This window comes from Bradyrhizobium sp. 62 (assembly GCF_023073035.1).
Taxonomy (GTDB): Bacteria; Pseudomonadota; Alphaproteobacteria; order Rhizobiales; family Xanthobacteraceae; genus Bradyrhizobium.
On the sequence record NZ_JADPIT010000013.1, the window covers coordinates 66,712 to 92,761 of the forward strand.

Sequence of the window (26,050 nt, forward strand, 5' to 3'; positions counted from 1 at the left end):
GGTCCGGCGTCGCCAGTCGGCGCGCCGGACCGACGCTATGGTCTTACTTCGTGTCCTGGATACGCTTGACGAGGCCCTTCAGCTTCTCGTCACCGGCGAACTTGTCGTACACCGGCTTCATCGCGTCGACGAATTCCGCCTTGTTGGCGATCGTCACGACCTGAACACCGGCCGCTTCGACGGTCTTGCGGGACGCCTGCTCACGCTCGTCCCAGAGCTTGCGCATGACGGGAACCGATTCCTTCGCCGCCTTGCGGACCATCGCCTGGTCCTCCTTGCTCAGCGTGTCCCAGACCGTCTTCGACATCACGAGAACTTCGGGCGCCAGGGAGTGCTCGGTGACGTTGTAGAACTTGGCGGCCTCGAAATGGCGCGAGGACTCGTAAGACGGCCAGTTGTTCTCGGCAGCGTCCACCAGACCGGTCTTGAGAGCGGTATAGACCTCGCCGTAGGGCATCGGCGTCGGATTGGCCCCGAGGCTCTGGATCATGCCGACCCACAGATCGGATTGCTGGACGCGAATTTTCAGACCCTTGACGTCCGCGAGCGACTTGATCGGTGCCTTGACGGTGTAGATGGATCGGGCGCCGCTGTCGTAATAGGCGAGGCCGATCAGGCCTGCGGGTGCCATGGCCGCCAGGATCTCGTCGCCGATCGGCCCGTCAAGAACGGTACGCATGTGCTGCGTGTCTCGGAAGATGAAGGGCAGGCACAACGCGATCGTTTCCGGCACGAAGTTGTTCAAGGGCGATGCGTTGATCCGCATCATGTCGAGTGCGCCGATCTTGAGCTGCTCGATGGTGTCCTTCTCGGAGCCCAGGGCACCGTTGGGGAACACCTTCACGCCAAGCTTGCCGCCGCTCGCCGCTGCGAGCTGCTTGCCCATGAACTTGACGGCCTCGACGGTCGGATAATCGGCGGGATGGATGTCGGCGGAACGGAAATCGCGTGCGGTCGCCAAGGGGGCTGAGACCGCCAGCAGAGCGGCTGCGATGACGCCGGTAAGTATCTTCATCTGAGCTTCCTCCTGAGTTGATTATGTCGTTGGGCAGATGCTGCGGGCCGCCTTGGGTCGCTCCACTTCCGGTGTGAAGTCAAGCGCCATTGTCGTCCCTAGGGCCCGCGGCATTCTCTGTCCAAGCTAAATCCGGCATCGATCAATGCTAGAGTTGCATCGATGGATCAAGCCGGCTTTGGGCAGACAACCGGCCCATCGTCCAGTTTTTCCGAAATCATCTGGTCGTCCGGCGCGGGAAGCGTTCATGGGCGTTGCTTGACGACGCCGGTGCGGCCCCCTCAAGATGCTGCGAAACAAAACGACCATCCCGAGGAATGCCCATGCCGCGGAAGCTGATCGACATCTCCGTGCCGCTCAGAAACGACGGCCGATCCGCCGGGCAATCACCCGGCAATCCAGTACATCGATCACCAGCAGGGCCTGCCGCGGATGCTGCAGTTCTTCGAGGGCCTCACGGCACAGGACCTGCCGGACGGCCAGGGCTGGGCCGTCGAGCAGGTCTCGCTGTCGACCCATAACGGCACGCATCTCGATGCGCCCTGGCACTTCCATCCAACCATGAATCGCGGCGAGCGGTCATGGACGATCGACGAGGTGCCGCTGGAGTGGTGCTTTCAGCCCGGCGTGAAGCTCGACTTCCGTCATCTCCCCGACGGCTACGTGGCGAGCGCCGACGACGTCGAGAAGGAGTTGAGGCGGATCGGGCATGCGCTGTCGCCGCTGGAGATCGTCGTCGTCAACACCGGCGCCGGCGCCAGGTTCGGCCAAGCCGATTATGTCAGCTCGGGCTGCGGCATGGGCTATGAGGCCACCATGTATTTGCTCGAACGCGGCGTGCGGCTGACCGGCACCGACGGCTGGAGCTGGGACGCGCCGTTCGTCCATACCGCGAAGAAATATGCCGAAACGAAAGACGCCGGCCTGATCTGGGAGGGCCACAAGGCGGGGCGGCACATCGGCTATTGCCATCTCGAGAAGCTGCACAATCTCGACCAGCTGCCTTCGACCGGGTTCACCGTCTCGTGCTTTCCGGTGAAGATCGAGCGGACCTCCGCAGGCTGGACCCGCGCCGTCGCGATCATCGACAGCTAGCTGTCGAGCCCGCTCTCGGCGAGTTCGCGCAAGGCATCCATATCGAGCACGACGATGGCGCCGTGCTCGAGGCGAACCCAGTTGCGGCCCGCCCAGGCGCGCAATTGCTTGTTGATGCTCTCGCGCGTCATCCCCACCATCTCGCTGATCTCCTGCTGCGTGATGACGAGCGTGCCGCTGCCGGAGTCGAACTTGCGCTCTTCGGTGAGCCCCAGCAGCGCGCTCGCAAGCCGGCCCGGCAGATTTTGCAGGATCACCTGCTCGACCTGCTGGCTGGTCCAGCGCAGGCGCGCGCAGAGCAGCTCGATGAATTTCATTGCGAGCGCCGGTTGGCTCTTCACGAACGGCAGGAAGTCCCGGCGATCGATGATGTAGAGCTCGCAATTGGTGTTGGCGGTCGCATCGGCCGACCTGGGGGCGCCGTCGAGCACCGCGATTTCGCCGAAGATCTCTCCGGGACCGATCAGATTGAGAATGGCGTTACGGCCATCGGGCGACGAAGAGGAGATCTTCACCGTCCCCGTGATCACCGCAAACAGGTTGTTGCCGGGATCGCCCTTGGCGGCGATCGTCGCGCCGCGCTTCACCGTGGTGTGCTTGGCGTAACGGCAGAGCTGATCCAGCGCCTCCGGCCCCAGATCCGCAAAGATCGGGTGCTTGCGCAGGACCGATAATTTATTTCCCGCCGCTTGTCGGGGGTCGTCGCCGGTCTTGTCCTGAGGCACGCCACTGGGCTCCTAAGACTGCGAGGCACTGGGGTCCCTGCGTAGTCAGTGTAGCCCAGTTTTTCAACCGGAAAGCATGCTCCCTATTTGAGGCAAACGCAGCGAAAATGCCGCGGTCAGGCGTGAAGCCGGCAGCCGAAGGATGAGCCAATGCGTCCTAGGCGATGCAGAGTTGCAGGCGCCGCACGCCGCCTTGCGTTGAGGCGCTGCCAACCCTCCCGCACTCGCACGGCATAGCCCGCGCCGCGGGCGCAAATGCGACCGTGATCTCAGGAGCTTCGACGCTTGACGTCCGACTTGAGCGGGCCTGCACTGGTTTGCCGGTCTGCCCAGGCCAGTGCCCCGGCGAATGTGACAAAGATTGCTACGACAATGATGCTCATAAGCAACGCGTCAGCCGGCATGATGCCCTCCCCTGTGGTTTCAGGCATTATTCGGGGCACGCGGCCGAATGCATTGATCCCGATCAAAATCGAGCCGCGCTGCGTCGGAATCAGGCTGCGGCCAAGGCCTCGACCTTCGCCGGATCGAGCAGGCTGATCCCGCCGTGAATGATCTCGATCACGCCGTGGCGCTCCAGCTTGGTGAACGTGCGGCTGACGGTCTCGATGGTCAGGCCGAGGTAGTCGGCGATGTCCTGGCGGCTCATCGGAAACGGAACCGTGTCCGACGCCGCCTTCAGCGAAACCAGCCGCTCGCGCCAGCCGAGCAGAAAGGCCGCAACCTTTTCGTCCGCCGAACGGCGGCCGAGCAGGACCATGTGGTCCCGGGCCTGGTTCAGCTCGCGAATTGCCAGCTCGTTGATCCGCCTGAGGAGGTGCAGCCGGTCCTCGATGAAACGGCCGAAGGGTGCCTTCGCGAACTGGCATACGGTGACCGCGCCGATCGCATCGGCCGAAAAATTGTGCCTGCCCGAAATATTCATCCCCAGGAAATCGCCGGGCAAGGCAAAGCCCACGATCTGCCGGCGGCCGTCGGGCAGCACCTTGTACAGCCGCATGACGCCCTCGAAGAGATTGTAGAACGAGGTCGTGATGTCCTCCTCGGAGAACACAGTCTCGCACGAGGAAAAATGGACGCGCCGGCCGAGATGCTCGAATTCCCGAAGCTCGACGGCGTCCAGCGACGAACAAACCGCTGATGAGCGGACGGCGCAATCGCTGCAGAGCTGCCAGTTCGGCTCAATCGTGACTACGGGCTTCATCGACCGCTCCAAGCGCCGGCTGCCCATCAGGCCCACCCCGTCGCGCGGATGCATTTTACTGCACTGCGCCAAAGCCGGTTGACCCAGATCAATTTTGGAGGGAATCCCCGCCCTATTCTTCTCCCGGACTTAAACGGGGTCACTTTACATGCTGCAAGGCACGCTGCGTCACGGGTTGGTCGGGTTGCTTCTGATGACGCGTGCCCTGGCGGCCCCGACCGCCGAACAACGCGGCAAGGCCTTTGCGCGCGCCAATTGCGCCCGTTGCCACGCGATCGACCGTGCGTCGAACAGTCCGCTCAAGATCGCGCCGCCGCTGCGAGCCCTGCACCAGCGCTATCCGATCGAGAGCCTTGGGGAGGCGCTGGCCGAGGGCATCAACACCGGCCACGCCGACATGCCGGCCTTCGAGCTCAGTCCGGACCAGATTCACGATCTCCTGTCCTACCTCAAGACCCTGGAATAGCCGCCCTCATACCGCTTGCACCGTCCAGCCGATCAGCTCCTTCGCGATGCGCGTGAAGGCCGTATCGAACGCTGCGACCGCCGCGGCCGGTTCAACCTTGTCGAGCTTTTCGCTGGTCTCGATGAGACGCGAGGCGACCACCTTGCCGTTCTTGTCGACGATCCGGGCCGACAGGACGATCTCGACCCGTGTCTCTCCCTCGGTGGCAATGCGGAAGCGCCTGATGTCGATCAGCAGCTGATAGTCCGCCTGCCCGAGATCGGCCGTGCGCAACGGCGCATGGGCGATGTCGTAGTTCTCAAAACTGTCGATCAGCCGCGCCTGCACCAGCTTCGGAATGCTGTCGGCCCAGAGGAAGTCCGCAAAGCCCGGATTATCCCCGCCGGGCGCGAACAGCATGCGCTGGGTCTGGAGCATGGCGACCGCCGTCGGCTCGGGAATGGCCAGTGACGCCGCGAGCGTCTTGGTCGCAGGACCGAGGTTCTGCGGCGTGCGCAGGTCATAGGTGACTTTCTGCGCTGGCGTTCCGCCGCCAGTCATTTTCTCCAGGCCCGCCAAAATGCCGTCAATCTTGCCGGTGTTGCGCGCAAGCCCGTCCGAGAAGGTCTTGAGATTGGCGATGGTGTCCTTCAGCGGGCCCGAATTGTCCTCCAGCACGGTATCGACCCGCCGCAGTGCATCCCGTGCGGCCTGCGTCATGCTCTGGCCCGCACCCGCCTCGGCAATCAGGGTCGGGGGCTCGCCGGATTTGGCGACGATGATGCCTCCCTCAAGCGTCACCACCGGCACGCCGGTCAGCCCTTGGAAATCGAGCCCGACCCTGCTGTCGGCGCGCACAGGCGTGGTTGAAGCAACCGATATCGTCGCATTGACGAAGCGTGGATTGTCCGGCGCAAGCCCGAGCTGGGTGACCTCGCCGACGCGGATGCCGTTGAACAGCACACCGGCGCCGACCAGAAGACCGGGCACCGGGCCCTGGAATTGCACGTGATAGCTGGTGCGCGGCCCGATGCCGCCGGTGTTGTTCAGCCAATAGACGAAGCCGAACACCGCGAGAATCGCCGCCAGGACGAAACTGCCGATCAGCACGTAGGGAGCGCGGGTTTCCATGTCTCATCTCATCTCGTGTTGCAGCATCTGCGAGCGTTTGCCGTGGAAATAGGCCCGCACCCAGGGATGCTCGGATTGCAGCAGTTCGCGCATCGGACCGATCGCCACGATCTTGCCGTCGGCGAGAGCGGCGACGCGATCACAGACCGTGGTGAGGCTCGCCAGATCATGGGTGACCATGAACACGGTGAGGCCGAGGGTCTTTTGCAGGGTCCCGATCAGCGCGTCGAAATCGCCCGCAGCGATCGGATCGAGACCTGATGTCGGCTCGTCCAGGAACAGGATCGGCGGATCGAGCGCGAGCGCGCGCGCCAGCGCGACGCGCTTGGTCATGCCACCGGACAGCTCCGCCGGATATTTATCGGCGTCCTGCGCCCGCAGCCCGACCATTTCGAGCTTGGCGATCGCGATCTCGTCCATCAGCTCCTGCGACAGGACGAGATTTTCACGGAGCGGAAACTGGATGTTCTGCCGGACCGTCAGCGAGGAGAACAGCGCGCCCTGCTGGAACAGGATGCCCCATGTCGTGGCGGCGCCTTCGGTACGGCCGCCGATCGGCCGTCCCGTAACCTCGATGGTCCCGCCTTGGCGCGGGATGAGGCCGATGATGGTTCGCATCAACACCGACTTGCCACCACCGGACGCCCCCACGAGCCCGAGGATCTCACCCCGGCGCACGTCGAGGGACAGATGATCGAGCACGGTCTGCCGGCCGAAGCCGACCACGAGGTCGCGGACGCGGATCGCGAACTGCTCTTGCGGCTCGCCCATGATCACATTCCGATCGAGGCGAAGAAGATCGCGAACAGGCCGTCGAGCACGATCACCAGGAAGATCGACTTGACCACCGACGTCGTGGTCTGTCGTCCCAGCGACTCGGCGCTGCCCTTCACGCGCAAGCCCTCGCTGCAGGCGACTACTCCGATCACCAGCGCCATGAACGGCGCCTTCAGGATGCCCACCTCGAAATGGGTGACCGAGATCGCCTCGTGCAGCCGCGCGATGTAGATCGCCGGCGCCATGCCGCCGTAGAACTGCGCGACCAAGCCGCCGCCATAGAGTGCGGCGATCGATCCGATGAAGGCAAGGATCGGCAGCGCAATCACCAGGGCCGCAACCCGCGGCAGGATCAGGACGTGGACGGGATCGAGGCCCATGGTCGAGAGCGCGTCGATCTCCTCGCGCATCTTCATCGAGCCGAGCTCGGCGGTGTAGGCGCTTCCCGAGCGGCCGGCGACCATGATGGCGACGATCAGCACGCCGAGCTCGCGCAGCACCAGGATGCCGACCATGTCGACGGTGTAGGACTCCGCGCCGAACCTGCGGAAATGGAAAAATCCCTGTTGGGCGATGATGGCGCCGATCAGGAAGGTGATCAGCACGACGATGGGAATGGCCTGCCAGCCGATGCGGTAGAGCTGGTAGATCAGCGATGTCAGTCGCAGCGAGCGCGGCCGGCGCAGCACGCCGATCAGGGCCATGAACAGCGCACCCAGCATTTGAAGAAAGATCGTGATGTCTTCGCGCGCGCCGACCGTGGACTTGCCAAGATCGTTCAGCCTGAGCAGAACAGGGTTGGGTGCAGGCGCCGGCGGCGGGGTGTGGCGGTTGACCTGGCGCACCTCGTCCATCAGGCCACTGAAATGGTCGGCGACACCGATAAACTCGGCCGACCTGCCGGATGATGAAGCCCTGCGCGACAGCTTTTCCAGGACCCAGGCGCCGAGCGTGTCGAGCGCGCTGACGCCCGACATGTCCAAGGTCACGGCTCTGGATTGATCGACGTCCGCCCCAACCGACCGGGACAATGTCTCCAGCATCGACACGTTCGCGGCAATCCACGGCCCTTCCGGGCACAATTTCAGCTCTTCGCCGGAGGGCGTTGCCAGCAACAGCGGTTCGGAGTTCACGCTTCCACCTCATCGGGACAACCGGGTCCCCATTCAGCCGGTCATTCTAGGCCAGCATGTGGCAGCCGGTTTGACCTGTCTCAAGACCACGACGCGTCTGCCTTCTTGACGCAAATCAAGCCCGGTCGGGCCGGTGAGTCCTAGGTTTGTTTCCATTAACGGGGAAATCAGATCCATGTTCGACAGCGACAGGATGAGCGAAGAACTGCGCACGCTGAAGCTTGACGTCACACGCTTGCTGAGCACGGCCGGCGAGGAGATGTTCGACAGTTCGAAAGACCGCGCGGAGGCGCTTGCCGATCAGATCAGGGCCGCGCTCGCCGAGCTCGGCGAGACCGTCGACGAGGAGCAGCAGCAGCTTCAGGGCCTCATTGCGGACCGCCCGATCACATCATTGGCCTCGGCCTTCGCGCTCGGCGTAGTCGTCGGCTTCATGCTGCGGAGGCACTAGGTGAACACGGAAAATGTCGTCAAACATCTGCGTGTGCTCTGGCGTACCGACAGGATCATCGCGGACATCAAACTGCGCCACCTGCTGATCGGCCTTGGCCTGCGCGCCTTTGCGGCGCTGATCGCCGCGTTCGGGCTCCTGATGCTGGAGCTGTCCGCCTATTTCGCACTGGTGCAGATCTGGAGTGCCATTGGCGCGGCGGCCATCCTCGGCGCCGTCAATTTTGCCATCGCCGCAATTCTCTTTGTGATTGCCGGCCGGCCTCCTGCAGGCCGCGACATCGAACTCGCCAACGAGATTCACGGCGCATCCATCGAAGCACTTCAGCTCGAGGCACGCACATTCCAGGCCCAGGTGTCGGGGGCCGTGCACCATCCGCTCGGCACGATCGTGCCCGTGCTGGTGCCGCTGATTGCGGTCCTGGTCAAGACTTTGCGGAGACCGGCCAAGGACTCCGCCGCGGCAAATCCGGCCGAAGCGCGCTCATAGCGGGCGCTCAAAGTTTCAGCCTGACGTCGCAAATATCCGGCTCGGTCGGATCCGGCTTCACCTCGAAGCCGAGCTGCCGGCACATTTCGAGCATCGTGGTGTTCTCCCTGAGAACATCACCGGAGATCGCTTTGAGTCCCTCCGATCTCGCGTAGTCGATGATCAGCTGCATCAGGGCCCATCCCAGCCCCTTGCCCTTGAGATCCGACCGCAGCAGGATCGCATATTCACCGCTCTCGTAGATCGAGTCCGAATGGAGTCGGACCACGCCGACCATCTCGCCGGTCGCCTCGTCGAACGCGATAAAGGCCATTGCGCGCGCGTAGTCGAGCTGGGTCAGGCGCGCGATGAACTCGTGGGTGAACTCCTTCATCGGCGCGAAGAAACGCAGGCGAAGGTCGTGCGCCGTGACATGACGCAGAAATGCGTGGATGGTCGGCTCGTCCTCCGGACGCAGCGGCCGCGCGAAGATCCGCCAGCCCTCTTTGAGCTTGAGGCGGCGCTCCCATTGCGACGGATAGGCCCGAACGGCGAAATTGGCGGCGCCGGAGCCCGCAAACTTCCGTTGCGGTGGCCCGACCGCGACGCGAGCGTCGACCGCGGTCACGCCGGTTTCGTCCGCCAGCAGCGGATTGATGTCGAATTCACGGATCCCGGGAAGGTCGGCGGCCATCTGCGCCAGCTTGACCAGGACCATGGCGACCGCGTCGGGCTTCACCGCCGGCACGTCCCGGTAAGCGCGAAGCAGCCGTGACACGCGCGTGCGGTCGATCAGGTCGCGGGCCAGTTGCAGATCGAGCGGCGGCAGCGCAAGCGCCTTGTCGTTGATGATCTCGACCGCGGTCCCGCCGCGGCCGAACACGACGACGGTGCCGAAGGTCGGATCGTCGGCGAGGCCCAAGATCAACTCGCGCGCCTTCGCCTTCACGACCATCGCCTGCACGATGACGCCCTCGATGCGAGCTTCGGGACGCAGCTTCCCCGCCCGGGCGAGAATGTCGGTGGCGGCGGCGCGGACCGCCTCGACCGTCGTCAGATTGAGCACGACGCCGCCGACATCGGATTTGTGGACGATGTCGCGCGACATGATCTTCAGCACGACCGTGGCGCCTTGCGCAAAGATGTCTTTCGCGTAGGCCACCGCCTGCTCGACATCGGCCGCGGCGTATGTGGGCACCATCGCGATATCGTAGGCTTCGAGCAGGTGCTTGATCTCGACGGGCTCGAGCCATTGGCGGCCGTCTGCGATGGCAGCAGCTATGATCTGTTTTGCAGCACGCGCGTCCGGCACGAAAGTCTCGGGCATCGCCGGTGGAACCTGGCTCAGCTCCTCCACGACTTCGCGGTGCCTCACGAGGTACATGAAGCCGCGCACGGCGTCATCCTCGGTCGGATAGTTCGGGATGCCCCCACCGGACAGTGTTTCGATGATGTTCTGGTCTGCTCCGATCCACGAGGCGAGCACGGGCTTGGCCCAACTGCGGTGCTTCTCGCGATATGCCTTGACCCGTTCGGTCACCATCGTTGCGATATCGGCAGCCGAGGCGATCGCGGTCTGCACGTTGAGAACGAGGACCGCATCGTTGTCGGGATCGGCGAGCAACACCTCGAGCGCCGCCGCATAGCGCGACGCATCGGCGTCGCCCACGATGTCGACGGGATTTGCGCCGGACCAGGTCGGCGGCAGCGCGTCATCGAGTTTCTTGCGGGCGTCGGCCGAGATGGCTGCCGGAATGCCGCCGAGCTCGACCAATCGGTCAATGGCGAGGACGCCGATGCCGCCGCCATTGGTCAGGATGGCGAGGCGCTTTCCCGCCGGCGATTCGACGCGGCCGAGCGTCTCGGCGCAATCGAACAGCTCACGCAGATCGGAGACCCGCAGGACGCCCGCGCGCCGGAACGCCGCGTCATAGACGGCGTCGGCGCCGGCGAGTGCACCGGTATGGGTGGCGGCCGCCTTCGCGCCCTGCGCCATTCGGCCGGACTTCACCACCACGACCGGCTTCACACGCGCCGCGGCTCGCGCGGCCGACATGAACTTGCGCGCGTCCTTGATGGCTTCGATGTAGAGCAGAATCGCGCGGGTCTTGTGATCCATCGCGAAATGGTCGAGCAGATCGGCAACATCGACGTCGATTTGATCGCCGATCGAGACGATGCCGGAGAAGCCGACGCCGCGCTGCGCGGCCCAATCGACCATGCCGGCCGCGATCGCGCCTGATTGCGAGATCAGCGCGAGATTCCCCGACCCCGGCATGTGCGCGGCAAAACTGGCATTGAGGCTCACGCCGGGCATCATGATGCCCAGGCAGTTCGGCCCGATCAGCCGCATGCCGTATTTGCGGGCCGCAGCGATGGCGGCTTCCTGCAGGGACCCCGGTCCGTGACCGAGCCCGGCCGAGACGATCAGGGCGCCCGCCGAGCCGCGTCGCCCGGCTTGATCGACGATGCCGGGAACCGCGCGCGCCGGCGCGGTGATGATCACGAGCTCGGGTACGAACGGCAATTTGTCGAGGCTGTCCACGGCCGCGACGCCGCCGATCTCGGCATGGCGCGGATTGACGAGGCCGAACTGTCCCGTGAATCCAGCCTTGCGGATGTTCTCCAGAACGGCGCGTCCAACGGACACCGGGCGGGCGCTCGCACCGACGAGCGCGACCGAACGCGGCGACAGCAGGTTCTTCAGACGATAGGTTGACATGAAAACAAATGCGCCCGGTCGGTGGCGGTTCCGATGGTTGACGATCAAGCCCGATAAACTGGCGACTCGCCTAGTACGAGAGCATAACCCAGCACGGTGGCTCGCCAATGACGGTCTTTGTCACACCGCCCCAAACGATCTCGTTCAGGCGCGAATGATGGTAAGCGCCCATCACGATTGCATCGATGGCATGGGAATTCGCCCAGCTTCCGAGCACCTTGCCAATCGAGCTGCCGCTGCCCGTCGTGGTTTCGAACGAGGCGTAGACCCCATGTTCCCTCAAATGATCGACCAGAGCCGTCCCGGATTGCACGATCGCGTCTGACTTGTCGTCCGCCACGGTCACGACGCGGACCAGGGCTGCTGCCTGAAGGATAGGCAGCGCGTCGCCGACCGCACGCGCCGCACGCGCGGAGTGATCCCAGGCGATCATGACGTTCTCGAATTCCGGTCGCAGTTCGTCCACATGCTGCTCCGGGCAAAGCAGCACTGGCCGCCCGGATTCGAACAGGAGCGTCTCGATGATGTGCTCGGTTCGGCTGTCGTGCTGCTTCACGGGGAGCAGCGTGAGATCGCTGAAGCGTCCGTGCTCGGCCAGCACTGAGGCGATCTGGTCTGCCGGCACCTTGGCCGACCGGCTTTGAGCGCGGATGCCGGTGCGGGAGGTTGCACGGGTGAACGCGCCCAGGAGATCCTGCGTGTCGCCCGCCCCAAGCGGCCCGTTTGCCTTGGCCGCATCGGAATCATCGGGGAGCATCACCTTCGGCCGCACGAAGACATCCTCCTCGAGGGCAAGCGCGGTGATCCTGGCGCCGAGGTCGGCGGCAACGGCCACGCATTTCTCGATCGCAGCAAGGGCCGGGCCGCGTGGCTGGCCTACGAGCGGCAGAAAGACGTCCTTGATCGGCATCGGGATTCTCCTCAGGCGCCAGAATAGGCTGGCTTTGGTCGGGACGCTTGATCCTCGTCAAGCCCGGGAACTTCGACCGGCCGGAAGGAGACAGGCGTTGACCGAAGTCAAGGACTGGCCGCGATCTGCTTCTATGGATTACCCTGATCGCGGGGCGAGCCGCCTTCCGACGCATCTGGACGTACCAGCTGGAATGACAGACGATTCTGCGACTCAGGACTGGATCTTTGCGGCGCTCACCAATTCCGCGGATCATCCAAACGTGAGGCGGATCGATACGCACGCCGCTTCAGTCTTCCTCGAAGGTAGACGCGCCCTGAAAATCAAGCGCGCCGTGAAATTTCCATTCCTCGATTATTCGACGCTCGAGAAGCGCAAGGCGGCGTGTGAGAAGGAGATCAGGATCAACCGGGCGCTGGCGCCGCAGATCTATCACCGCGTCGTGGCGATCACGGAACAGTCCAATGGATCGGTGAAGGTCGACGGAAGCGGCCGGCCGATCGAGTATGCGGTCGAGATGTTGCGCTTCGACGAAAGCCGCACGCTGGATCATCTGGCCAAGGCCGGAGCGCTGGATGACACTTTTGCTTCGGCTGTCGCCGACGCGATCGCCGCTTCGCATGCGCAGGCTGTTCGCGCCAACGGCAACGCATGGGTTTCCTCCATCCCCGGCCTGATCGATGGCAACAGCAATGGCCTGCGGACCGGCAATCATTTCGAAGGCGAAGAGATCGCAGAACTCGGCAGAGACTCGCACGCGATGTTGGTCCGGCTCCGGCCTTTGCTCGAAGAGCGCGGCCGTCAAGGCTTCGTCCGCCGCTGCCATGGCGACCTGCATCTTGCGAACATCGTGTCGATCGACGAGAAGCCGGTGCTGTTCGACGCCATCGAATTCGATGCGCAGATGGCAACCACCGACGTGCTCTACGATCTCGCATTCGGATTGATGGACCTGTTGCACCACGGTCAGGCACGCGCGGCCAACATCGTGCTGAACCGTTATCTCGCCGCGACTCCGGTCGAAAATCTCGACGCGCTCTCCGCACTGCCATTGTTCATGTCCATCCGGGCGGCGATCCGCGCCCAGGTCGCGCTGGCACGGCTGAAGCCGCCGCATTCCGATGATCCCAGCATTCTCGACGGGGCGCGGCGCTATTTTGGCCTAGCCCGCGCGCTGATCCAGCCGCCGGCTCCCCGGCTAATTGCAGTCGGCGGATTGTCAGGCACCGGAAAGACGATCTTGGCACGCACGCTCGCGCCGGAGGTCACGCCGCAGCCGGGCGCAGTCGTGCTGCGCAGCGACCTGGTCCGCAAGCAGATGTTCGGAGTCGAGGACACGGACCGGCTGCCGGCATCCGCATACACGCCGGAGGTTACCGCCCGCGTTTACGACATGTTGGCTGAGTACGCCGGGCGGGTGCTGGCGCAAGGCCATTCAGCGATGATCGACGGCGTGTTCGCCCGCGAGGACGAACGAGACGCGGTCGCCGCGCTGGCGCGCGAGCGCAACGTGCCGCTGAGCGGCCTGTTTCTGGTTGCCGACCTCGCGACCCGGCAGGCGCGGATCGGAGGCCGCCGGGGCGACGCATCCGACGCCACGCAAGAGGTTGCCGCGCTGCAAGAGCACTATAATATCGGCCATGTCGGTTGGGCGACCATCGACGCATCCGGGACGCAAGAGCAGACGCTCCAGAACTGCCGGGACGCGATCGCCGAGAGCAAGTAAGGCAATCTGCAAATGGCGCGACCCAGCACGAATTCGACGGCCGCGCGCGTCAAGCCTGCGGCGAGGCACGATGTCCTGCCCGGCCGCCTCAGCCCCGGCATGGTTTGCGACACCGCGTTCCGGATCATCGCCCGCCGTCACCTCGCCGCCGTTCTCGCCCAGCATGACGGCACCTGCCGCGGCGATCCCGAGGCACTGCACCAGATCCGGATTGCACTGACGCATCTGCGCACCGCCATCCGCTTCTTCTCGCCGATGGTCGATGATGCCCTTCGGCCAGAGGTCTGGATCGAACTGAAATGGTTGAACAGCCAACTCGGCATGGTCCGAGACCTCGACGTGGCAATCGAGCGGGTCATCGCCGAGAGTGGAGGCGAGTTGACCGTGATTGCCGAGCTCCAGCATTGGGACGAAAAGCGCGCCGAGAGCCACCGCCTGCTGGCGCGCGCGCTGCAATCCGCGCGGTATCTCCGTCTCGTCGAGCAGACGTCAGCCTGGATCGAGAGCGGCCCCTGGTCGACCCGGCGCAGCAAGGAAGCTATCAGGCTACGCCGCTGCACGCTCGCCGACCACGCAACAGCGAAACTCACGCAATGGGAAAAGACGCTGCTCAAGACAGCGCGCAAGCTCCGCAAGCTTGACGTCGAGAAACGGCACAAGCTGCGGCTTCTCAACAAGCGGCTGACCTATTCGATCGAGTCGCTCGAGGACCTGTTCGCCGACGAGTCGCTGACCAAGCAGAAGTCGATCCTCAAGCAATTGCGCAAGGCGCAAAAGTCCCTCGGACAACTGAACGACGATGCGCGAGGTCAGGCCCTGGCGGCGTCGTTGAACGAGGCCGTCCCCGAGGCGGGCATTCGCTTCCTCAATCGCAAGCGCGAAAAGAAACTGTTGCGGATCGCTTCGGACGCCTACCGGAAACTGGACAAGGCCAAGCCGTTCCGCTCCGCCGACCTTGCGCCGAATGCTGAGCCTGAGGACTAGGTGTGGACGTAGTCTCCCGGCGCGTCGGGCAGACCGTCAAGGTCTCCGCCTCCGATTTGCGGCGGATCGCAGGGCGCCCCGGAGTGTGCGGCCAGCCATTCGGCCCATTCCGGCCACCACGATCCCTCGACTTGCGGTGCCAGCTTCAGCCATTCGTCCGGGCCAACATAGCGCGCATCGGCGGCCTTGATCAGCACCTGATAGCTGTGGCCGGGCTCGTCCGGCGGCGCGACGACGCCGGCATTGTGGCCGCCGCTGGTCAACACAAAGGTCACGTCGGCATCGACCTGATAGTGGATCTTGTAGACCGATCGCCACGGCGCCACGTGATCGGCGAGCGTGCCGACCACGAACATCGGCGCACGGATGTCGGAAAGCGACACACTCTTGTCCTCGACACGATAGCGGCCCTCGGCGAGATCGTTGCCCAGGAATAGCTTTCGCAGATACTCCGAATGCATGCGATAAGGCAGCCGCGTGGCGTCGGCGTTCCAGGCCATCAGGTCGCTCGGTGGCGCGCCCTCGCCCATCAGATAGTCGTGCGACAGCCGCGACCAGATCAGTTCGTTGGAGCGCAACAACTGGAACGCGCCGGCCATCTGCGTCGTGTCCAGATAGCCCCGCTGCCACATCAGGTCCTCGAGAAAGGCGACCTGGCTCTCGTTGACGAAAAGCGTCAGCTCGCCGGCCTCGGTGAAATCCGTCTGTGCGGCAAGCAGGGTGGTCGTGCACAGTCGCTTGTCGCCATCGCGTGCCATCGCAGCCGCAGCCATCGACAGCAATGTGCCACCCAGGCAGTAGCCGAGCGCATGGGTCTTCCGGCCCGGCAGGATCCGGCCGATCATGTCCAACGCCGCCATGACACCCAGCTTGCGATAGTCGTCGAAGGCAACATCCCGGTCTTTGGCATCCGGATTTCGCCAGGAAATCGCGAATACGGTGAAGCCTTGGCCGGTCAGATACCTCACCAGAGAATTCTGCGGCGACAGATCGAGGATGTAGTACTTCATGATCCAGGCGGGCACGATCAGGATTGGCTCGGGTCGCACTTGAGCCGTCGTCGGATGGTACTGGATCAGCTCGATCAACGCAGTGCGATAAACGACCTTGCCCGGCGAAGCCGCGACCGTCTTGCCGACGATGAACTGTTCGTCGCCCGCTGGCCTTGCGGCGGAGAGCAGGCGCATCAGGTCGCTGCACCAGTTCTGCCAGCCGAATACGAAATTCTCCCCGCCGCTCCGGAACGCCTTCTCCAGCACTTGCGGATTGGTCGCCGCGAAATTCGACGGCGCCAGCATGTCGAGCATCTGACGCATCGAGAATTCGACGATGGCTTCATTTGCGTGCGACACGCCGCGTACGCCGGTCGTGGCATCGTGCCACCAGCGCTCTCTGAGCAGGAACGCCTGCGCAAGCAGATTGAACGGTGCGGCTTCCCACTGCGGCCCCCTGAAGCGACGATCCCGTCCCTGCGGTGCAATCACGGACCACGGCTTTTGCGACGTCGCATGCGCGGCGGCTTCCAGGAACTGGCCCATGTCGCGAAGGACATTGCGCGACATCTCCACCTGACGCTGCGGCGCGGCAGCCAGATGAGAGCTCCAATCGAGCCAGGCGAGCAACAAGGCCAGCGGCGAAATCCCGCCCGTCAACCGCGCCAGCATCGCATGAAACGCGCGATCGAGAGGGTATGGCTCCGATACAGGCAGGGGATCGGCGGCGACTGGCAATCCAGCCGGCGCTTCGGGGCCGGTCGTAGAGGCTTCTGGCTCAACGACAGGATTGACGGAGAGAGCCTGCGCGGCCGGCCCTTCGGACCTTGGAAATATCTGCACGACGCTCATGGCTGAATGTTCCTGCCGGCTTCTTGGCTGCGTGGCAGCAGGATATGGCGAGGCTTGGGATGCGCGTTGAGCTGCATCAAGTCCGGGCATCGGAAAGAGCCCCGCTTCACCCCTTGACCTGCGTCAAGCCGCAGCACGACGCGAGAGCTAGGTTTTGCGCATCGACATCGACAAGCCAGCGGAGTCTGCCATGCGCGCCCATCAGATCATGACCCGGTCGGTCATCTCGGTTACGCCCGACACCAGCATCGTCGAGGCGGCAAACATCATGCTGAAGCGGCATGTCAGCGGTCTCACGGTCGTGGACAATGCCGGCAAGCTGGTCGGCGTGGTCTCGGAAGGCGACTTCATCCGCCGCAGCGAAATCGGCACGGGACGCAAGCGCGGGCGCTGGCTGCGGTTCATTCTCGGATCCGGCAAATCGGCCAGCGACTTCGTCCACGAGCACGGCCGCAAGGTCTCGGTGGTGATGACCTCTTCACCGGTGACCATCACCGAGGATACGGCGCTTGCCGAGATCGTCGATCTCATGGAGCGGAACAACGTGAAGCGTCTCCCGGTAATCCGCGGCGACAAAATCGTCGGCATCGTGTCGCGCGCGAACCTGCTCCAGGCGGTGGCGGACCTCGCCCGAGACGTACCCGACCCGACCGCGGACGACGATCACATTCGCAGCCGCATCATCGATACCATGGAGAAGAACGACTGGTGCCCGTTCGGGCTGAACGTCATCGTCCGCGACGGCATCGTTCATCTCAGCGGCGTCATCACCGAGGAGCGCGTGCGACAGGCCGCGGTCGTCGCAGCGGAGAACGTCAACGGCGTGAAGAAGGTGCACGACCATCTCTGCTGGGTCGACACCATGTCAGGAATATACCTGAACTCGCCCGAAGACGATGACCTCGCCAAGGCAAGCTGACCAAGGCAAGCTGACCAAGGCAAGCTGACCGCGCACCGATCGCAGTTCAGCGCGGAATGACGGCGGTGGCTTCGATTTCGACGCGCGCCGTCTTCTCAACGAGGCGGACGACCTGAACCAGCGCCATCGCCGGGTAGTGCGCGCCGAAGATGGTGCGGTAGGCCTTGCCGAGCTCTTTCAGGTTCGTCAGGTACTCGTCCATGTCGACGACGTACCAGGTCAGGCGCACCAGATGCTCGGGCTGCGCGCCGGCCTCCGCGAGGATCGCGGCGATGTTGCCTAGGGTTTGGCGCACCTGCGCGACAAAACCCTCCGCGAGACGCTCCTCGGCATCCCAGCCGATGACACCGCCAGTGACGACGATGCGTCCCTCGGCGGCCATGCCGTTGGCATAGCCTTTCGGCACCGGCCAACCGGACGGTTGGAGCACCTGCGCCCTGGCGCGGGTTTCGTCCTCAGCTGCTGTCGGCAGCACCGCAAGCTGCGGGCTTTTCGGCGTCGTCACGGACAATTCTCTATCCTTCTCTCATTCCGCCGCGACGCCGGAGGACGTCACCGCGGTCTGCGCCAGTTGCCGCAGGGCAAAGCGCTTTAACTTGCCGGTCTCGGTCTTCGGTAGTTGCGTCACGAACTCGATCGCGCGCGGATATTTGTATGGCGCGATCTCGCGTTTGACATGCTCCTGCAACGCAGCCACGAGCTCGGCATCCGGCGTTACGCCCGGCGCGGCAACGACATACGCCTTCACGATCATGCCGCGCGCCTCGTCCGGCGCGCCGACGACCCCGCACTCGAGGACGGAGGGATGCGTAAGCAGCGCCGCCTCGACGTCCGTGCCTGCAATGTTGTAGCCGGCCGACACGATCATGTCGTCCGAGCGCGACTGGTACCAGAAATAGCCCTCGCTATCCATCAGATAGGTGTCGCCCGTGATGTTCCAGCCGTTCTGGACGTATTTGCGCTGCCGCTCGTCAGCGAGATAGCGGCAACCGGTCGGCCCGCGTACCGCGAGCCTTCCCATCGTGCCCGGCGGAACGTCATTGCCGGAATCATCGACGATCTTCGCTTCATACCCCGGCACCGGCTTGCCCGTCGCACCGGGGCGGATCTCGTCCTCGGTCGCGCTGATGAAGATGTGCAGCAGCTCGGTCGAGCCGATGCCGTCCATCAGCTTGATGCCGGTCGCCTTCAGCCAGGCATCGAATGTCGGCTTGGGCAGCGTCTCTCCGGCGGACACGCATTTGCAAAGCGAGGAAATATCGCGGCCCGGAAGCTTGCCGATCAACGCCCGGTACGCGGTCGGCGCGGTGAAACAGACCGTGGTCTTGTACTGCTCGATCGCATTCAGAATGTCGTCGGGCGCCGTCTTCTCCAGAACGACGAAGGAGGCGCCGATGTGCATTGGAAACAGCACGCCGCCGAAGCCGAACGTGAAGGCGAGCGGTGCCGAGCCGACGAAGCGATCCTTCTGCTCCGCGCGCAGGATGTTGCGTGCATAGCCATCGCAGACCGCCAGCATGTCACGGTGGAAATGCATGGTGCCCTTGGGATCGCCGGTCGTGCCCGACGTGAACGCGATCAGGCAGACGTCGTCGGAGGCGGTATCGACAGCCCTGAACTCCGGACTTGCATCCTCCATCAGCGCCTCGAGCGAGTCGCTGCCGCCGTTGCCCCAATAGACCACGCGCTTGAGGCCGGGGGCTGCGGCTTTCGCCTTCTCCATTTCGTCGGCGAGCTTGCCGTCGCAGAGTGCGAGTGTGATCTCGGCCTTCTGGATCGGATAGGACAGCTCCTTGGCACGCAACAGTGGCATCGTCGCGACGACGATGCCACCGGCCTTGATCACTGCCAGATAGGTCGCGACCATCATCGGATTGTTGGCCGAACGCAGCAGCACGCGTCCGCCGGTGACGAGACCAAGCTTGCCGACCAGCACATTGGCGATGCGGTTCACGACCGTTTGCAGCTCACGATAGGTGTAGCTGACGGCGGGGCTGATCACGCAAGGAGCGTCGCCATGTCCCTGCTCGACCCAGCGGTCGAGGAAATAGCTGACGCAGTTGAGGCGGGGCGGATACTGCAGTTCCGGTCGCGTGAAGATGAATTCCGGCCAGAGCTCGGCTGGCGGAAGATGCTGCCGCGCGAACGTATCGACATGGGCTGTCGCGGCGTTATCGTCACGCGAGCCCGAGACTTGAACCTTGGCGGCGTTGGCCATCGCACGCTCCTTTCAGCATGGAAAGCACCCGGCAGCACTCACTCGGAAACATTTTAGGCTTAAAGCAATTTCGTGCAATAGCGGATTTTGGGCATCCCGTGCTTTTTCCGGCGGCAAATGGGATTGGTGGGCGCGTCAGCCGCGCACTAGGCCCGGCGGCGACCGGCCGATTTCTGCGCCGATGCCTTGGTCTTGGCGAGCAGCCGCATCAATTCGCGCACATCCTTCGGCGTCAGGTCGGCGAAAAGATCGGCGATCCAGGTCTCGTGTTCCGCGGCCATTCTGCGAAATTCGGCGCGACCGAGTTTGGTCAGCCGGATCACCTGGACGCGGCGGTCGGTCTCCGACGTGCGGCGGTCGAGATGACCGGATTCCACGAGGCGCTCGACGAGACCGGTGACGTTGCCGTTCGACACCATCATGCGCTTGGAGACGTCGGACAGCGTCATGCCGTCGGGTGCCTTGTCGAGCTGCGCCATCAGGTCGAAACGGGGCAATGTGACGTCGAAGCGCTGCCGCAACCGGCCACGGACCTCGCCCTCGATCAGCGTCGTGCAGGTCAAGAGGCGCAGCCACAGCCGAAGCTCTTCGGCGTGATCCTCCGGAGTTTCGACGGCCTTGGTCTCGGAATCGAGCATGTTGATGCAGTCACTCACGGCCTAGCATTGGCGCCCGGCACGGATTCCCAACATTTTGAGCTTCAAATAAATCGAAGCCGGCTGCAAGCCTAAAGCCGCAACAATCGATCGCATCCCGATTTCTTTAGGCTTCAAATAATTGGCGCGCCGCTTGCATGCGCCGCTGTCCGCAGATGACGACGCTTTGAGCTCGCTTGCCGCGGCAGCAATCATCGGCATAAACTTGGATTGGAGTAGCGGCTTGCAGCGCAAGTCCTGTTGTCACGGGGGACAGATCATGAAGACGCAAATGACGTTGGCCGCAGCCGCCTTGCTGCTTGGCACCACGGTGAGTCCTTCCCTCGCCCAGGAGAAAATCAAGCTGGGTGTGATCGTGACCCTGTCGGGACCCGCCGCCGCGCTCGGCCAACAGGTTCGCGACGGCTTTGCGCTCGGAATGAAGGATCTCGGCGGCAAGATGGGCGGCCGCGATGTCGAGGTCGTCGTGGTCGACGACGAATTGAAGCCGGACGCAGCGGTCACCAAGGTCAAGGGCCTTCTGGAGCGCGACAAGGTCGACTTCGTGGTCGGCCCGATCTTCTCCAACATCCTCCAGGCGATTCACCGGCCGGTCACGGAATCGAAAACCTTTCTGATCAGCCCCAATGCCGGCCCGTCCACTTTTGCCGGCAAGGATTGCAACCCGTTCTTCTATGTGACCTCGTATCAGAACGATCAGGTGCACGAAATCCTCGGCAAGGTCGCGCAGGATCGCGGCTACAAGCGCATGTATCTGATGGTTCCGAATTATCAGGCCGGCAAGGACTCGGTCGCGGGCTTCAAGCTCGACTACAAGGGCGAGATCGTCGAAGAATCCTACATGCCGCTCAACACGCTGGACTTCCAGCCGGAGCTTTCCAAGATTTCATCGCAGAAGCCGGATGCGCTCTTCACGTTCATGCCCGGCGGCCTCGGGGTCAATCTCGTCAAGCAATACCGGCAGGCTGGCCTCGCCGACAGCATTCCGGTGCTCTCGGCTTTCACGGTGGATGAATCGACGTTGCCGGCGCAGCAGGACGCGGCGGTCGGCATGTTCGGCGGCGCGAACTGGGCGCCCAATCTCGACAATCCCCAGAACAAGAAGTTCGTCGCCGCCTACGAGGCCGCCTATAACGGCGTGCCCGGTACCTACGCCTTCCAGGCGTATGATGCCGCGATGCTGATCGACAGCGCCGTCAAGGCCGTGAAGGGCGACCTCTCCAACAAGGACGCGGTCGCGGCCGCTCTGAAAAAGGCCGACTTCACCTCGCTGCGCGGCGCCTTCAAGTTCAACACCAACGGTTATCCGATCCAGGATTTCTACCTGACCAAGGTCGCCAAGCGCGCGGACGGCAAATTCCAGACCGAGATCGTCCAGAAAGTCTTTGAGAATTACGGCGACCGCTACGCCAAGGACTGCAAGGCGGCGAACTAAGCCGCACGTCGCGTCGAGGGAGGATCACGATGAAAAGCGAAATCACCGGCATCACACGGGCCAATGAGGGGATCCAGGGCATCTCCTGGAACATCCTCGGCCAGACCTATGTGCCGAAGAGCAACACGGAGCACAGCTTCTCCTGGCATGCGACGCTGCCGCCGGGCACGTTCGTGCCGCCGCACATTCATCCGGACCAGGATGAATATCTCTACATGCTGGAGGGCAAGCTCGATTTCATGCTCGGCAATTCCGAGTCGCAGGCGACCGCGGGCGACCTGATCCGGCTCGGCATGGGCGTGCCGCATGGCATCTTCAACAAATCGGATCAGACCGCGAAGGTGTTGTTCTGGGTGTCACCGACCCGCAAGCTGTTCGACCTATTCTGGGGCCTTCACAACATGAAGGAACAGAAGCCCGAGGACGTGGTGGCGATGGCCGCCGAGTTCAACATCCACTTCCTGCCGCCGCCTCCCGGCGGCTAGCAGCGCATCTTAAGCCCGCACCGCCGCAAGTCCCGGCACTGCGGCGAAGCCGGCCTTGGTGGCATAGCCGCGCACGATCGCCTCGCGCTGGGAATAGCTCAGCACGTTGTCGACATTGTCGAAACCATCAGGCGCGAGCTGCTCGACGGCGTCGATGACGCCCTCGGGGCCGCCGCGCCGGTTGGAGCGGACGATATCCGCAGTCATGGGCAGGCGCTTCTTCTCGTATTCAAGCAACGCCTGGCGCGGATGCTCGGCGCGCACCAGCGCGTCGGCGAGGCAGCGCGCGTCGAGGATGGCCTGCGAAGCTCCGTTGGAGCCAACCGGATACATCGGATGCGCGGCATCGCCGAGCAGCGTCACTCTGCCGGACGACCAATAGGGCAACGGATCGCGGTCGCAGGTCGGATATTCGTAGAACTCGGGCGTGGCCGAGATCAGGCTCTTCACGTCGACGTAAGGCACCGAAAAGCGCGCCACATGCGGCATCAGCTCCTCGCGACGGCCCGGCCGCGACCAGTCTTCCTTCCGCGGCGGCGGGGCATTGCCCTCGCCCACCTTCACCAGGACCGCCCAGTTGGTGAGACGGCTCGCCGGGCTCGATCCCTCCGCGATGGGATAGATCACCACCTTGGCGTTGAGCCCGCCGGCGACGATCATCGACTTGCCGGTAAGGAATAGCGGCCAATCCCGCGCACCGCGCCACAGCATCAGGCCGTTCCAGCATGGCGGCCCCTCGCTCGGGAACAGCGTGTCACGGACCCGCGAATGGATGCCGTCGGCACCAATCAGGATGTCGCCGCGCGCGGTATGGATGTGCGCGCCTGAGCGGTCGAAGAAGTAAGCGGTCACGCCGCCCTCGTCCTGCGTGAAGGCGCCGAGGCGGCAGCCGGTGTGGATGGCCTCCGGCCCGAGCCGCTCCTCGACGGCCCGATGGATGACGCCTTGAAGGCGGCCGCGGTGGATCGAGAATTGCGGCACGTCGTGGCCGGCATCGATGCCGCGGGCCTCGCGCCAGACTTCCTGGCCGTGACGGTTGAGGTAATAGAGCTGGTCGGTGCGGATCGCGACATCGTCAAGCTGCTGGAGCAGACCGAGGCCCGCCAGCTCACGCATGGCATGGGGCAGCGTGTTGATGCCGACGCCAAGCTCGCGGATGGTGTCGGACTGCTCGAAGATCTCGCAAGCGAGGCCCCGCGAGCGCAGCATCAATGCGGTGGTGAGACCACCGATACCGCCACCGACGATAATCGCCTTCATCGCCCTCACTCCACTCGGTACACACCAGGCAATGCGGCCAAAGTCGCACGGGCGGTCACTCGGCCGCAAGCGGCTTTGTCGCCTCCGCCTTGAGCTCGGCCCGGGTCTTGGGCTTAGCCTTAATTCTCAGCTCCTCGAGATCCTGCCGGTCGCGCACGCTGTTGCGGAAAATCTGATCTTTTCCGGGAAGATATTGCGGCGGGCAGAACGCGTCGTCCGCCCCGTACCAGGCTGCCGCCCTCATGGTGAAGGAGGGATCGACCAGATGCGGCCGCCCGAGCGCGACGAGGTCAGCCCGGCCGGCAGCCAGGATGGTGTTGGCCTGGTCCGCCGTCGTGATGTTGCCGACGCACATCGTGGCCACGCGCGCCTCATTGCGGACCTGGTCGGAGAACGGGGTCTGGAACATGCGGCCATAGATCGGCTGCGCATCGCGCACGGTCTGCCCGGTCGAGACGTCGACGAGATCGACGCCCGCCTCGGCAAAAGCCCGCGCGATCGCCACTGCGTCGTCGCCGCCGATGCCACCCTCGGCCCAGTCGGTCGCAGAAATGCGCACAGACATCGGCTTGTGCGACGGCCATATGGCCCGCAGCGCCTCGAAGATTTCGAGCGGGAAGCGCAGGCGGTTTTCGAGCGAGCCGCCATACTCATCCGCGCGTCTATTCGTCAACGGCGAGATGAAGCTCGCAAGCAGATAGCCGTGGGCGCAGTGCAGTTCAAGCATGTCGAAGCCACAGCGTTCGCCGCGCTCGGCCGCCGCGACGAAAGCGTCCTTCACTGCATTCATGCCGGCGCGATCGAGCTCGCGCGGAACCTGGCTGTCGGGGAAATAGGGCAGCGGCGACGCCGAAAACACCTCCCAGCCGCCCTCCTCGAGCGGACGGTCCATGCCGTCCCACATCAGCTTGGTCGCGCCCTTGCGCCCGGCGTGGCCCAACTGCAGGCAGATTTTTGCGGCTGAATTGGCATGGACGAAATCAACGATGCGTTGCCAGGAGGCCTCCTGCTCGTCATTCCACAGACCGGCGCAACCGGGCGTGATGCGGGCGTCGCGGGCAACGCAGGTCATCTCCGTGAAGATCAGGCCGGCGCCGCCGATCGCGCGCGATCCGTAATGCACCAGATGGAAATCGGTCGGCACGCCCTCCTTCGCCGAATACATGCACATCGGCGACACCACGGCGCGATTGGCGATCTCCATCTCACGCAGCCGGAAGGGCTGGAACAGCGGCACCATCGGCTTCTCGGTGTCGACTTCGAAACCGCTGTCACGAACACGCTTGGCAAACGATCTTTCGACCTCCGCCACGAAGTCAGGAGCGCGAAGCTTCAGATTATCGTAGGTGATCGCCTTCGAGCGCGTCATCACGCCGAAGGCAAACTGCACGGGATCGAAATCCCAGAAGCGGTCGACATGCTCGAACCAAACCAGCGAGACATCCGCGGCGTGCTGCGTCTTCTCGACCTCCTCACGCCGCCCGTGCTCATAGAGATCGAGCGCCGCCTTGATGCTGGGCGCCTTCTCCATCGCCTCTGCCAGCGCAATCGCATCTTCCATTGCGAGCTTGGTGCCCGAGCCGATCGAGAAATGCGCGCTCGCCTTGGCGTCGCCGAGCAGAACCATGCTGTCCTTGACCCAGCGCTTGCTGCGGATCATCGGGAAGTTGCGCCACGTCGAACGATTGGTGAGCAGTTGATGCCCATCGAGGAACCAGCCGAAGATCTCGGCCATTCGCGCAGCCGACTGGGTCTCGTTCAGCCCCGTCAGCCCGGCGCGTTCGAACGTCTCCGGATCGGTCTCGAAAATCCAGGTCGAGTGCCCGGCTTCATATTGATAGGCATGGGCGATGAACGGTCCCCACTCCGTCTCCTGGAAGATGAAGGTGAAGGCATCCAGCGGCCTGGTCGAACCCATCCAGGCGAACTTGTTGGCACGCAGATCGACTTCCGGCGCGAAATGATCGACATATTTGTCGCGGAAGCGGCTGTTGATGCCGTCTGCGACCAGGATGAGATCGGCGTCAGCGAAGCGGGATTCGTCCTCGACATCCGCCTCGAAGTTCAGGATGACGCCCAGTTCTCGCGCGCGCGCCTGCAGGATCAGGAGCAGCTTCTGCCGCGAGCAGCCACAAAAGCCGTTGCCGCCGACCCGATGGACCGTTCCGCGGAAGTGCACCGCGATGTCGTCCCAGTAGGCGAATTCCTGGGTGATGCGGCGATAGCTCGGGAGGTCGTGCTTCTCGAAATTATCGAGCGTGGCGTCCGAGAACACCACGCCGAAGCCGAAGGTGTCGTCGGCGCGGTTGCGCTCGTACACCGCGATCTCGGCGCTCGGCCGCTGCTTCTTCAGCAGGATTGCAGCGTAGAGACCCGCAGGTCCGCCACCGATGATCGCGACTTTCATGGGAGCCTCGCCAATTCAACCTCCGGCGAAACTATTTTAA

The 26,050-nt window shown here is 63.8% G+C and carries 22 protein-coding genes and 1 pseudogene; 9 read left to right on the forward strand and 14 right to left on the reverse strand.

Features of this window, described 5'->3' with window-relative positions; translation table 11 throughout:
• Window positions 1-43: 43 nt before the first annotated feature.
• Window positions 44-1,015, reverse strand: coding sequence for a TRAP transporter substrate-binding protein (locus tag IVB47_RS07935; RefSeq protein ID WP_027566713.1), 972 nt, complete (start codon window positions 1,013-1,015; stop codon window positions 44-46).
• A gap of 323 nt (window positions 1,016-1,338) precedes the next feature.
• On the opposite strand from IVB47_RS07935, the pseudogene IVB47_RS07940 reads away from it, so the two are divergent.
• Window positions 1,339-2,110 (forward strand): annotated as a pseudogene (locus tag IVB47_RS07940) (cyclase family protein).
• Here IVB47_RS07940 and IVB47_RS07945 read toward each other — a convergent pair.
• Together IVB47_RS07945 and IVB47_RS07950 are read right to left on the reverse strand one after the other, a co-directional pair.
• Entirely contained in the window at window positions 2,107-2,835 is a 729-nt protein-coding gene (locus tag IVB47_RS07945) for a Crp/Fnr family transcriptional regulator (RefSeq protein WP_027566711.1), read from the reverse strand. The pseudogene IVB47_RS07940 and the gene IVB47_RS07945 overlap by 4 nt on opposite strands.
• Before the next feature lie 493 nt (window positions 2,836-3,328).
• Window positions 3,329-4,039 carry a helix-turn-helix domain-containing protein gene (locus IVB47_RS07950; protein WP_247460896.1) on the reverse strand — a complete coding sequence of 237 codons (711 nt, stop codon included), beginning with the start codon at window positions 4,037-4,039 and terminating at the stop codon, window positions 3,329-3,331.
• 148 nt (window positions 4,040-4,187) lie between these two features.
• On the opposite strand from IVB47_RS07950, the gene IVB47_RS07955 reads away from it, so the two are divergent.
• Window positions 4,188-4,505, forward strand: a complete 318-nt coding sequence (locus tag IVB47_RS07955) for a cytochrome c (protein ID WP_247290376.1) — start codon at window positions 4,188-4,190, stop codon at window positions 4,503-4,505.
• Window positions 4,506-4,511: 6 nt separating this feature from the next.
• On the opposite strand, the gene IVB47_RS07960 is transcribed toward IVB47_RS07955, so the two are convergent.
• From IVB47_RS07960 to IVB47_RS07970, 3 genes are read right to left on the reverse strand one after another with little or no spacing between them, the layout of a single operon-like run.
• Window positions 4,512-5,615: an ABC-type transport auxiliary lipoprotein family protein gene (locus IVB47_RS07960; protein WP_247290378.1), complete on the reverse strand. Its 1,104-nt coding sequence runs from the start codon at window positions 5,613-5,615 to the stop codon at window positions 4,512-4,514.
• Window positions 5,616-5,618: 3 nt separating this feature from the next.
• Window positions 5,619-6,386 carry an ATP-binding cassette domain-containing protein gene (locus IVB47_RS07965; protein WP_247460899.1) on the reverse strand — a complete coding sequence of 256 codons (768 nt, stop codon included), beginning with the start codon at window positions 6,384-6,386 and terminating at the stop codon, window positions 5,619-5,621.
• A gap of 2 nt (window positions 6,387-6,388) precedes the next feature.
• Window positions 6,389-7,525, reverse strand: coding sequence for an ABC transporter permease (locus tag IVB47_RS07970; RefSeq protein WP_247460901.1), 1,137 nt, complete (start codon window positions 7,523-7,525; stop codon window positions 6,389-6,391).
• Window positions 7,526-7,700: 175 nt separating this feature from the next.
• Here IVB47_RS07970 and IVB47_RS07975 point away from each other — a divergent pair, with 175 nt between their 5' ends.
• Both IVB47_RS07975 and IVB47_RS07980 read left to right on the forward strand, forming a co-directional pair.
• Window positions 7,701-7,976, forward strand: a complete 276-nt coding sequence (locus IVB47_RS07975; protein WP_027566706.1) for a hypothetical protein — start codon at window positions 7,701-7,703, stop codon at window positions 7,974-7,976.
• Entirely contained in the window at window positions 7,977-8,465 is a 489-nt protein-coding gene (locus tag IVB47_RS07980) for a phage holin family protein (RefSeq protein ID WP_247460903.1), read from the forward strand. It abuts the gene before it with no gap.
• 7 nt (window positions 8,466-8,472) lie between these two features.
• On the opposite strand, the gene IVB47_RS07985 is transcribed toward IVB47_RS07980, so the two are convergent.
• Window positions 8,473-11,166 (reverse strand): bifunctional acetate--CoA ligase family protein/GNAT family N-acetyltransferase, encoded by a 2,694-nt coding sequence (locus IVB47_RS07985; protein ID WP_247460904.1) that lies wholly within the window; start codon window positions 11,164-11,166, stop codon window positions 8,473-8,475.
• A gap of 70 nt (window positions 11,167-11,236) precedes the next feature.
• A complete protein-coding gene (locus tag IVB47_RS07990) occupies window positions 11,237-12,076 on the reverse strand; it encodes a universal stress protein (RefSeq protein WP_247460906.1) in 840 nt (279 codons plus the stop codon).
• Between the two features lie 193 nt (window positions 12,077-12,269).
• Here IVB47_RS07990 and IVB47_RS07995 point away from each other — a divergent pair, with 193 nt between their 5' ends.
• Both IVB47_RS07995 and IVB47_RS08000 read left to right on the forward strand, forming a co-directional pair.
• A complete protein-coding gene (locus IVB47_RS07995) occupies window positions 12,270-13,802 on the forward strand; it encodes a bifunctional aminoglycoside phosphotransferase/ATP-binding protein (protein ID WP_247460907.1) in 1,533 nt (510 codons plus the stop codon).
• 12 nt (window positions 13,803-13,814) lie between these two features.
• Window positions 13,815-14,786, forward strand: a complete 972-nt coding sequence (locus IVB47_RS08000; protein ID WP_247290402.1) for a CHAD domain-containing protein — start codon at window positions 13,815-13,817, stop codon at window positions 14,784-14,786.
• Here IVB47_RS08000 and IVB47_RS08005 read toward each other — a convergent pair.
• Window positions 14,783-16,630: an alpha/beta fold hydrolase gene (locus tag IVB47_RS08005; RefSeq protein WP_247460910.1), complete on the reverse strand. Its 1,848-nt coding sequence runs from the start codon at window positions 16,628-16,630 to the stop codon at window positions 14,783-14,785. The two genes, IVB47_RS08000 and IVB47_RS08005, sit on opposite strands and share 4 nt — an antisense overlap.
• Window positions 16,631-16,820: 190 nt before the next feature.
• Here IVB47_RS08005 and IVB47_RS08010 point away from each other — a divergent pair, with 190 nt between their 5' ends.
• Entirely contained in the window at window positions 16,821-17,549 is a 729-nt protein-coding gene (locus IVB47_RS08010; RefSeq protein WP_247290406.1) for a CBS domain-containing protein, read from the forward strand.
• Window positions 17,550-17,595: 46 nt separating this feature from the next.
• Here the strand turns inward: IVB47_RS08010 and IVB47_RS08015 are convergent, their stop codons facing one another.
• From IVB47_RS08015 to IVB47_RS08025, 3 genes are all read right to left on the reverse strand, one after another.
• Window positions 17,596-18,054, reverse strand: a complete 459-nt coding sequence (locus IVB47_RS08015; protein ID WP_027566698.1) for a RidA family protein — start codon at window positions 18,052-18,054, stop codon at window positions 17,596-17,598.
• 21 nt (window positions 18,055-18,075) lie between these two features.
• Window positions 18,076-19,767 carry a benzoate-CoA ligase family protein gene (locus IVB47_RS08020; RefSeq protein WP_247460912.1) on the reverse strand — a complete coding sequence of 564 codons (1,692 nt, stop codon included), beginning with the start codon at window positions 19,765-19,767 and terminating at the stop codon, window positions 18,076-18,078.
• 146 nt (window positions 19,768-19,913) lie between these two features.
• Window positions 19,914-20,405: a MarR family transcriptional regulator gene (locus tag IVB47_RS08025; RefSeq protein ID WP_027566696.1), complete on the reverse strand. Its 492-nt coding sequence runs from the start codon at window positions 20,403-20,405 to the stop codon at window positions 19,914-19,916.
• A gap of 277 nt (window positions 20,406-20,682) precedes the next feature.
• Here IVB47_RS08025 and IVB47_RS08030 point away from each other — a divergent pair, with 277 nt between their 5' ends.
• Window positions 20,683-21,858, forward strand: a complete 1,176-nt coding sequence (locus IVB47_RS08030; protein ID WP_247460914.1) for an ABC transporter substrate-binding protein — start codon at window positions 20,683-20,685, stop codon at window positions 21,856-21,858.
• A gap of 29 nt (window positions 21,859-21,887) precedes the next feature.
• On the forward strand, window positions 21,888-22,343 hold the full coding sequence (locus IVB47_RS08035) for a cupin domain-containing protein (RefSeq protein WP_027566694.1): 456 nt from the start codon (window positions 21,888-21,890) through the stop codon (window positions 22,341-22,343).
• A gap of 9 nt (window positions 22,344-22,352) precedes the next feature.
• Here IVB47_RS08035 and IVB47_RS08040 read toward each other — a convergent pair whose 3' ends face one another.
• Both IVB47_RS08040 and IVB47_RS08045 read right to left on the reverse strand, forming a co-directional pair.
• Complete coding sequence (locus IVB47_RS08040; protein ID WP_247460916.1) at window positions 22,353-23,603, reverse strand: flavin-dependent oxidoreductase; 1,251 nt, start codon at window positions 23,601-23,603, stop codon at window positions 22,353-22,355.
• A 55-nt stretch (window positions 23,604-23,658) separates the two neighbouring features.
• Window positions 23,659-26,010, reverse strand: coding sequence for a bifunctional salicylyl-CoA 5-hydroxylase/oxidoreductase (locus IVB47_RS08045; RefSeq protein WP_247460918.1), 2,352 nt, complete (start codon window positions 26,008-26,010; stop codon window positions 23,659-23,661).
• Window positions 26,011-26,050 lie beyond the last annotated feature (40 nt).